6 protein-coding genes are annotated in these 8775 nt (G+C 40.6%); all 6 read left to right on the top strand.

Annotation, left to right across the window (positions count from 1 at the left end):
- Positions 1-79: 79 nt before the first annotated feature.
- Complete coding sequence (locus HMPREF2607_RS01750; RefSeq protein WP_064521157.1) at positions 80-3175, top strand: pilus expression-regulating Snf2 family helicase; 3096 nt, start codon at positions 80-82, stop codon at positions 3173-3175.
- A gap of 155 nt (positions 3176-3330) precedes the next feature.
- Positions 3331-4047, top strand: coding sequence for a divisome accessory protein ZapJ (locus HMPREF2607_RS01755; RefSeq protein ID WP_014633860.1), 717 nt, complete (start codon positions 3331-3333; stop codon positions 4045-4047).
- 26 nt (positions 4048-4073) lie between these two features.
- The gene (murC, locus tag HMPREF2607_RS01760) at positions 4074-5402 is read left to right on the top strand and encodes a UDP-N-acetylmuramate--L-alanine ligase (RefSeq protein ID WP_070475516.1); all 1329 of its coding nucleotides are present in this window, start codon (positions 4074-4076) and stop codon (positions 5400-5402) included.
- A 59-nt stretch (positions 5403-5461) separates the two neighbouring features.
- Positions 5462-5956: a GNAT family N-acetyltransferase gene (locus HMPREF2607_RS01765; RefSeq protein WP_002883611.1), complete on the top strand. Its 495-nt coding sequence runs from the start codon at positions 5462-5464 to the stop codon at positions 5954-5956.
- Positions 5957-6052: 96 nt separating this feature from the next.
- The gene (gene mltG / locus HMPREF2607_RS01770; protein ID WP_002883612.1) at positions 6053-8029 is read left to right on the top strand and encodes an endolytic transglycosylase MltG; all 1977 of its coding nucleotides are present in this window, start codon (positions 6053-6055) and stop codon (positions 8027-8029) included.
- 84 nt (positions 8030-8113) lie between these two features.
- Positions 8114-8596, top strand: coding sequence for a transcription elongation factor GreA (gene greA / locus HMPREF2607_RS01775; RefSeq protein ID WP_002883697.1), 483 nt, complete (start codon positions 8114-8116; stop codon positions 8594-8596).
- Positions 8597-8775 lie beyond the last annotated feature (179 nt).

Below are 8775 nucleotides of genomic sequence, written 5' to 3' on the forward strand. Positions count from 1 at the left end.
TTTTTTGTTTTATCTTGGTGAAGGCCTAGTTTATAAGGATTTTGTGCTATAATAGAGGGATAAGATAGGGGTGAATACTATGGCAAAATTGATGCCGGGTAGAGTCCGTAATGAGGGTATTGAACTTTTTGAAAAGGATCTCATTACCATTCATCAGGTCTCAGAAACTCAGTTGGATACAACAGTTGACCAACATCATTTAATTTATGCACTCAATGATTCTGAAATCACGTGTGACTGTGATTATTTCGCTCAAAAAGGCTATTGTCCCCATTTGGCAGCGGTTGAGTATTATCTAAAAAATGATAAAGAAGGCCAGCGCCTCTTGGCAGAACTGGAAGAGGAACAAGAGTCCTCTCAAGGCCAAGAGCGAGGTCACTCTTTTGGTGGTTTATTTTTAGAAGGTCTTTCCCTGAATGAAGATGATACCGTTAGATATAGCTTGATGGTAGAGGGAGAGGAATCTACCTTTGGTTCAGAGATTTGGTGGAGTATACGTTTACGTCGCTTACCAGATGAACGTTCTTATGTTATTCGAGATATTCCTGCCTTTCTCAAACTTGTAGAGGCTGAGGGTTATTATCAGATAGGTAAGAACTACTATGAACCCCTATCACTTATTCAATTTGACCAGGCTTCACAAGAATTTTTAGACTTTCTAGGACGGATGATTCCAGATGAAGCCAAGACTAATTTAGATTTTATTTTACCGAATAATGCACGTCACCTTTGTCTCCCTTACGGTTTTTTTGAAGAAGGTTTGAGACGGATGCAAGATTTGGATGGCTTTAGGTTTGAATGGGAAGGAGCCGAATATCGCCAACTTTTGGTCGAGGATTTGACTGCTGATGCTCAGCTCTTCTCGTTTGATATTTGTGTCGAGCCCAAGATGATTGAATTGACTGTCGCTGAGAAGAATAGTCAGGCCTTTTTTAATAATCGTATTCTCTTTTATCAAGGTGTTTTTTATCGTCTGAATCGAAAACAACAAAAACTTTTGGTTGGCTTACGCTCTCTTCCAATCGGAAGCGATTTGAATAAGCACATCAGCTTTAATCTCGATGAACAAGTCATCTTGGCTGCTAGTCTTTTTGATTTTAGGACTATGGGACCGGTTAAGGCACCAAAAGCTTTTAATATCAAGGATTTTACACCGAGATTTCGCTTTGATCTGAAAGGTGACAGTGAGGTTATTCTTACATTAGCCTTTGATTTTGATGGTTTCTTGGTACATGATCGCCAAGAGTTGAGTCATTTAGGATTTACTAGTAACTATCGTCATGAGCAGGCTGTTTTTCGTTTGATGTCTAAACATGGATTCACCCCTGATTTTCAGTCATCTAAACGATTAGGTAGCAGTCAAGAGCTCTATGATTTCTTTACAAATACTCTACCAGATTTTGAAAATGCAGGAACGGTTCTGATTGGACAGGAGTTGCGTGACTTACGGGTTGAACAGAGTCCACAGGTTCAGGTAGAGCGTCAGGGAAATTTATTAGATATTTCCTTTGATTTTTCGAGTCTTGACGACGAAGATGTGGATCATGCTTTAGCAGCCTTAATGGAAAGCTCGCCCTATTTTATCAATCGTAGTGGTCAGTTGATTGTTTTTGACGAAGCGACGCATCGTATTAGTGAGAGTCTCAAAACTCTGAGAGCTCGTTACTCAGGAAAAGGTCACCTAGAGCTCAATCAATTAACTGCCTATCAATTGATGGATGCTCTTTCAGAAAGTGATTCTGTTCGTTTTTCAAAAGATTTCCAACTCTTAACGCAACATTTGAGTAAGCCAGAGACCTTTGATTTGCCAACCTATAAGGTAGAAGCTGGCCTTCGTCCCTACCAGGAAAGAGGTGTTCAGTGGCTATCGATGTTGCATCACTATGGTTTTGGCGGTATCTTGGCCGATGATATGGGGTTGGGGAAAACTTTGCAAACTATTGCCTATCTCTCTGCACATTTAGAAGAAGGACAACGAGTTTTGGTTTTGTCACCATCAAGCCTGATTTACAATTGGCAGGATGAGTTTAAAAAGTTTGCCCCTCAGTTAGATGTAGCGGTTTCTTATGGACTCAAGCCAAAACGTGATGACATCATTGCTGAAGACCACCAGATTATTATTACAAGCTACGCTTCCTTCCGTCAGGATTTTGATGCTTACAAGGCTGGCCAATATGACTATCTCATTCTCGATGAGGCTCAGGTCATGAAGAATACACAGACAAAGATTGCCCAATATCTACGTGATTTTTCTGTTCCACATTGCTTAGCACTATCTGGAACGCCTATTGAAAATCATTTGTTGGAGATTTGGTCTATTTTCCAGATTATTCTACCAGGACTTTTACCAGCTAAAAAAACTTTCCTTAAGTTAACACCTAAGGAAGTGGCTAGGTATATTTCTCCCTTTATTCTAAGACGTAAAAAAGAAGAGGTCCTTCCTGATCTACCAGATTTGATTGAAATCACTCACCAAAGTGAATTGTCAGATGCTCAAAAGGCTATCTATTTAGCACAATTGCAACAGATGCAACAAGGATTAATTTCGGCAAGTGATCAGGAAATCAACCGTCGTAAGGTGGAAATCTTGTCAGGAATTACCCGCTTACGACAAATCTGTGATACCCCAGCTCTCTTTATGGACTATGCGGGAGATAGCGGAAAATTAGATAGCCTTAGAGAGTTGCTTAGCCAAATTAAGGAATCAGACCATCGTGTCCTTATCTTTTCACAATTTCGTGGGATGTTAGATATTACAGAGAGTCTCTTACAAGAATTAGGAATTTCCTCATATAAGCTAACAGGGTCAACGCCATCTGATAGTCGTCAGGAGATGACCAGAGCCTTCAATCAAGGAAGTCGAGATGCCTTTTTGATTTCTCTGAAAGCAGGAGGAGTGGGACTGAATCTAACTGGTGCTGATACGGTTATTCTGATTGACCTTTGGTGGAATCCAGCGGTAGAAATGCAGGCTATTAGTCGTGCTCACCGTATTGGTCAGGAACAAAATGTCGAAGTTTACCGTTTGATTACAAGAGGGACTATCGAAGAGAAAATTCTTGAGCTTCAAGAAGGCAAGAAAAACCTGGTAACAACCGTCTTGGATGGCAATGAAAGCCGTGCCAGCATGACCGTTGAGGATATTAAAGAAATTCTTGGTATTGCAATATCTTAATTTGTTATATTTGATATTGAAATACTAAGAGGTAAAAATGCTACTAGGCAAATCTTTTGAATTAGGCTATAATAGAATATTGCAAGACGTATCTTCCCATTCCCGATTGTTTATATTAAGATACGCATCATCTCGAAAATGAAAGGAAGTCTTTTATGCATCGCCAAAGACGACAATTTCCGCTGATCCCAGACGGGGAACCTTGCTTGCAAGAACCGGTCTCTATGCGCCTATACGAAAATGAAGATTTAATCACAAATATCCGTGGCCCTTACCAAGATAAGGACTACAATGATTTGTTGCCGAACTATGATTTCTTGTCAGCTAAGCCTAGCAATCGTAAGCAGGCTCCAAAACGAGTGGAGACACAAGAGGCTGGCATGACTTATGCTGAGGAAGCCCGTGAAAAGGCTAAGCGTGATGTACGTGAGAAACGACAAAAATTCCTCCGCCAAGAAGTTCAACAAACCAAACATACTAATAGCCGCCAACTGACTGCTAAGCCTAAGGTAGAAGCTAAACCAAGCTTTGAGGCCACTGTTGAGCCAGCTGCTGTAACAACGGATAAAGGACCAGTGACAGCCTCTATCTTGGGAGCTCCTGTAAGTGCTATCAAGCGAACTTTAGCGCCTAATGGGAAGCACTCAAAGATCCATCACTTGGCAAATCGTCTGCAACAAGATTCTTACATCTTGGCAGAAGTGGCTCCAACCTATCAACAGCCTAGTAACCCATCTCGTAAGAACGTCAAGAAAAATAGCTATGACTTCTTGAAACGTAGCCAGGTTTATAATTACCCAGAACGTCAAACTTACCGTGAACACCGAGTTGCTCAAGAATTAAATTTGACGCATTTAGAAGACGCAAACTAATCGCAGTGCGATTGTAAGGAGAAACTATGTCAAAAACTTATCATTTTATTGGAATTAAAGGATCTGGTATGTCAGCTTTGGCTTTGATGCTCCACCAAATGGGACACAAGGTTCAAGGTTCAGATGTGGAAAAATATTACTTCACTCAACGTGGTCTTGAGCAAGCAGGTATTCCTATCCTTCCTTTCGATGAAAAAAACATCACAGAAGATGTTGAATTGATTGCTGGAAATGCCTTTCGTGAAGATAACAACGTTGAAGTTGCTTATGCAATTAAAAATGGCTACAGCTTTAAGCGTTACCACGAGTTCTTGGGTCACTTCATGGATCAATTCACTAGCTTTGGTGTGGCAGGTGCACATGGTAAGACTTCTACAACAGGTCTCTTGTCACATGTTATGAAAAATATCACCGACACGTCATACCTTATCGGTGACGGAACTGGACGAGGTTCTGCTAATGCACAATACTTTGTCTTTGAGTCTGATGAATATGAACGTCATTTCATGCCATACCACCCAGCATACTCAATCATCACTAACATTGACTTTGACCATCCTGATTACTTTACAAGTATCGATGATGTGTTCTCTGCCTTTGATGACTATGCTAAGCAAGTGCAAAAAGGACTCTTTGTTTACGGTGAGGATCCACACCTTCGTAAGATTACAGCCAATGCGCCAATCTATTACTACGGTTTTGAAGAAAATGATGACTTTATGGCAACAGATATTGTGCGTACAACGACAGGGTCTAATTTTAAGGTGAAACATGATGGACAAATCCTTGGAGAATTCCATGTGCCAGCCTATGGTCGTCACAATATTTTGAATGCAACTGCGGTTATTGGGAACCTCTATGTAGCCGGTTTTGACATGGACTTGGTTGCGGAACACCTTAAAACTTTCTCAGGTGTTAAACGCCGTTTCACAGAGAAAATTATCAGTGGTACTGTTGTCATCGATGACTTTGCCCACCATCCAACTGAAATTATTGCAACGCTTGATGCAGCACGTCAAAAGTACCCATCTAAAGAGATTGTTGCTATTTTCCAACCACATACCTTCACACGTACCATCGCCCTTCTTGATGAATTTGCTGAAGCTTTGAACGAAGCAGATGCTGTTTATTTGGCACAAATTTACGGTTCAGCGCGTGAGGTTGACCATGGTGATGTTAAGGTTGAAGATCTTGCCGCTAAGATCAATAAATCTGCCAAAGTGGTTACAGTTGAAAATGTCTCACCTCTCCTTGACCATGACAATGCTGTTTATGTCTTTATGGGAGCTGGAGACATCCAACTTTACGAACGCTCGTTTGAAGAGCTCCTAGCAAGCTTGCAAACACATATGTAATAGATTAAGGGCTGTAGCGATTTCGCTCAGCTCTTTCTCTTAATAGAAAGGAATTTGATATGCTTATTCGACATGCCCGAGAGGATGATTGGGATGATGTTGTTCGTATCGAACAAGAAAATTTTTCGCCTGAAGAGGCTGCAACTCCAGAGGCCATTGCGGAGCGTTTAGAGACGATTTGTGATACCTTTCTAATTGCTGAAATTGATGGCGTTGTAGCTGGCTACATCGAAGGACCTGTGATTGCGGAACGTTACCTCACAGATGACCTGTTCCATAAGGTGGCTCCTAATGCTAGTCAAGGAGGTTTTATTGCAGTTACTAGTTTGTCTATCTCCAAAGATTTTAAAGGGCAAGGTATTGGAACAGCCTTGATTGCAGCGCTTAAAGATCTGGCTATTGCTCAAAAACGCCAAGGTATTAGCTTGACTTGTCATGATTACTTGATTGCCTACTATGAGATGAATGGTTTTACTGATGAGGGAGAATCAGAATCAAATCATGGTGGAAGCTCTTGGTATAATATGGTCTGGGAGAACCCAGAAACCCATTGATTTCAGTGTTACGTTACTGTGACAAAGGACCAATTGATTTGCATTAACTGACTTTTTAAGATATAATGGCGTTTGTTACTATAGAGGAGGTATGCCTTGACGGACAAGTTTAATGAACACTCGGAAGCTTCTGAAGATAGCCTAAGCTTCAAAAATCAGATTCTCCGAGACTTACAAGAAGCGACACGGCTCCGTTCTCTTCGTGAGGAGGAGCATAATAAAAGTGCAACTATGCCCGAGACACCACTTTCAACGTCAGCTGAGAGCGCTACAACTCGTAGTGATTCAGCGTCTAATAAAGTAAGTAACCAAGATTTTAGTTCACATTCTGTTTCACACAGTGCCTTTGCTAAATCTATGACTTCTGAGACAGCCCAAGATTCTCAACAAGATAGTCTTGGCTTGTTTTCAGATTCCCAAGCGGAGTCTTTAGTATCTGATGCTCATTCAAACCTAGCGTCTATTCCTAAAGAGCCAATTGAGGAGGAGACAAAGGTAAATATTCCTCAGGAGACTGAAACGTCGAAACGCCGTTTTAAACGTCCAGTTTGGGAGACTAGTCTTAACGAAGCATCTGAAGAGGAGTATATTCCTGCAGATGTGGCTAAGGAGCTCATTGAAGCTAAGTCTAACGAAGCTATTTATACAGACCCTAAAGAATTGGAGGCCAAATTGACCTCAGAACGTCAAAAAGAAGCATTCTTGCAGGAACATCATGAAACAAGTGACCAAGCGTCGCAAGAAAAGGTTCAATCAGAGCTAGTAGCTGATGGTAATGAGGATGATGAGAGTATTGCTCTAGAACCCTCTGGAAAGCCTAAGAAAAAGAAAGGCAAGAAAGTGAAGAAGAAAAAGTCTTCACCAAAAGATGGTAAACAGGCTGACATTGTCGACGAAGAGCCGATTTCACGTTCTAACCGAAATCACAAACGCAATAAAAATAACCGCCGTGCTGGGAAAATTGCAAGAAATATTATTATCTTCTTGCTTCTTATCTTGTCAGTAGCGACATTCTTTGGTTATCGTTATGTTAGTGATGCTGTTGGCGCAAAAGATGTTAATTCAACTAAGTTTGTTAGTGTTGAAATTCCCGAAAATTCAGGTAGCAGTTATATTGGCCAACTCTTGGAATCAGCTGGTGTTATTAAGTCTGGTAAGGTCTTTAATTACTATACCAAGTTTAAGAACATCTCAAATCTGAAAAGTGGTTATTACAACCTTCAGGCTAGCATGACCATGGATGAAATTATTGAGGCACTTCAGAAAAAAGGAAGTGATAAACCTCAGGAGCCATCTCTTGGTACGGTCTTAGTCAAAGAAGGATATACCATTGATCAAATTTCCAAGGCAGTTGAAGTTAATTCTTCAGCTAAAAAAGGCAAAAAATCATCAACTGGACTTAAGGCGAAAGATTTCTTGAAATTGATGAAGGATGATGCTTTCATTACTAAGATGAAAGCGAAGTATCCAACCTTGTTGGCAAACCTTCCGAATTCTACGGATGCTAAGTATGTCCTAGAGGGTTATCTGTTCCCAGCGACTTATAACATTCATGATGATACGACGGTGGAGTCTTTGGCAGAGGAAATGTTGTCAACGATGGACACCTACCTATCACCTTACTATGCGACGATTTCATCTAGTGGACACAATGTTAATGAGATTTTGACCCTAGCTTCTCTTGTTGAAAAAGAAGGAGCTACAGATGACGACCGTAAAAATATTGCTAGCGTCTTCTATAATCGTCTAAACTCAGACATGGCTCTACAAAGTAATATCGCAGTTCTTTATGCTCTTGGAAAACTTGGTCAGGAAACGACCTTGAAAGAAGATGCAACTATTGACACAAACATTGACTCCCCTTATAATGATTATGTTCATAAGGGGTTGATGCCAGGTCCTGTGGATAGTCCTAGTCTGTCTGCGATTGAAGCGGTTATCAATCCATCATCTACCAAGTACATGTACTTTGTGGCAGATGTAACCACTGGTAATGTCTATTTTGCTGAAAGCTATGAAGAGCATCAGCATAACGTTGAAACTTACATTAACAGCAAACTAAAAGATAAATAGTCTGATTGGCTCATTAAAACCAAGCAAACGAATAGTGATTTTGATGATGCAGCCAACGGCTCAAAAAATAGAAAAGAGAAAAAAATGGCAGAAAAAACATATGTAATGACACAAGCAGAGAAAGAACAACTTGAAGCGGAATTGGAGGAGTACAAACTCGTCCGTCGTCCAGAAGTTGTAGAACGTATTAAGATTGCACGTTCTTATGGTGACCTTTCAGAAAACTCTGAGTATGAAGCAGCCAAAGACGAGCAAGCCTTTGTTGAAGGACAAATTCAGATTCTTGAAACAAAAATTCGTTATGCAGAAATCGTTGATAGTGATGCTGTTGCTAATGACGAGGTTGCAATTGGTAAAACTGTTGTTGTTCAAGAAGTTGGTACAAACGACAAAGATACTTATCATATCGTTGGGGCAGCCGGTGCTGACATCTTCTCAGGTAAGATTTCAAATGAAAGCCCAATTGCTCAAGCTTTGATTGGTAAGAAAGTTGGCGACAAAGTCGCTATCGAATCACCAGCAGGTAGCTACTCTGTAGAAATCCTTAGTGTAGAAAAAACAGCCTAAGTGACTGTTGGCGTTAAAGTGTCTAATATTTGAAACTAGTGGGAGTGAGACAAAGAAGTTGTTCTGTCTCACTCCCTTTTTGGTTGCCGGCGCTAGTAGGAGTTAGGCTAGTCTGAATTAATCTATAAGAAAAGCACTCTTGGCAAATGATATGATACCTCTTAAGTAGACAAGGTAAA

This window comes from Streptococcus sp. HMSC078H03, assembly GCF_001808655.1.
GTDB lineage: Bacteria > Bacillota > Bacilli > Lactobacillales > Streptococcaceae > Streptococcus > Streptococcus salivarius_G.

Bases quoted from the DNA above. Each gene is read 5' to 3' on its own strand.
- HMPREF2607_RS01750 (WP_064521157.1), top strand. From the start codon at position 80: ATGGCAAAATTGATGCCGGGTAGAGTCCGTAATGAGGGTATTGAACTT.
- HMPREF2607_RS01755 (WP_014633860.1), top strand. From the start codon at position 3,331: ATGCATCGCCAAAGACGACAATTTCCGCTGATCCCAGACGGGGAACCT.
- murC (WP_070475516.1), top strand. From the start codon at position 4,074: ATGTCAAAAACTTATCATTTTATTGGAATTAAAGGATCTGGTATGTCA.
- HMPREF2607_RS01765 (WP_002883611.1), top strand. From the start codon at position 5,462: ATGCTTATTCGACATGCCCGAGAGGATGATTGGGATGATGTTGTTCGT.
- greA (WP_002883697.1), top strand. From the start codon at position 8,114: ATGGCAGAAAAAACATATGTAATGACACAAGCAGAGAAAGAACAACTT.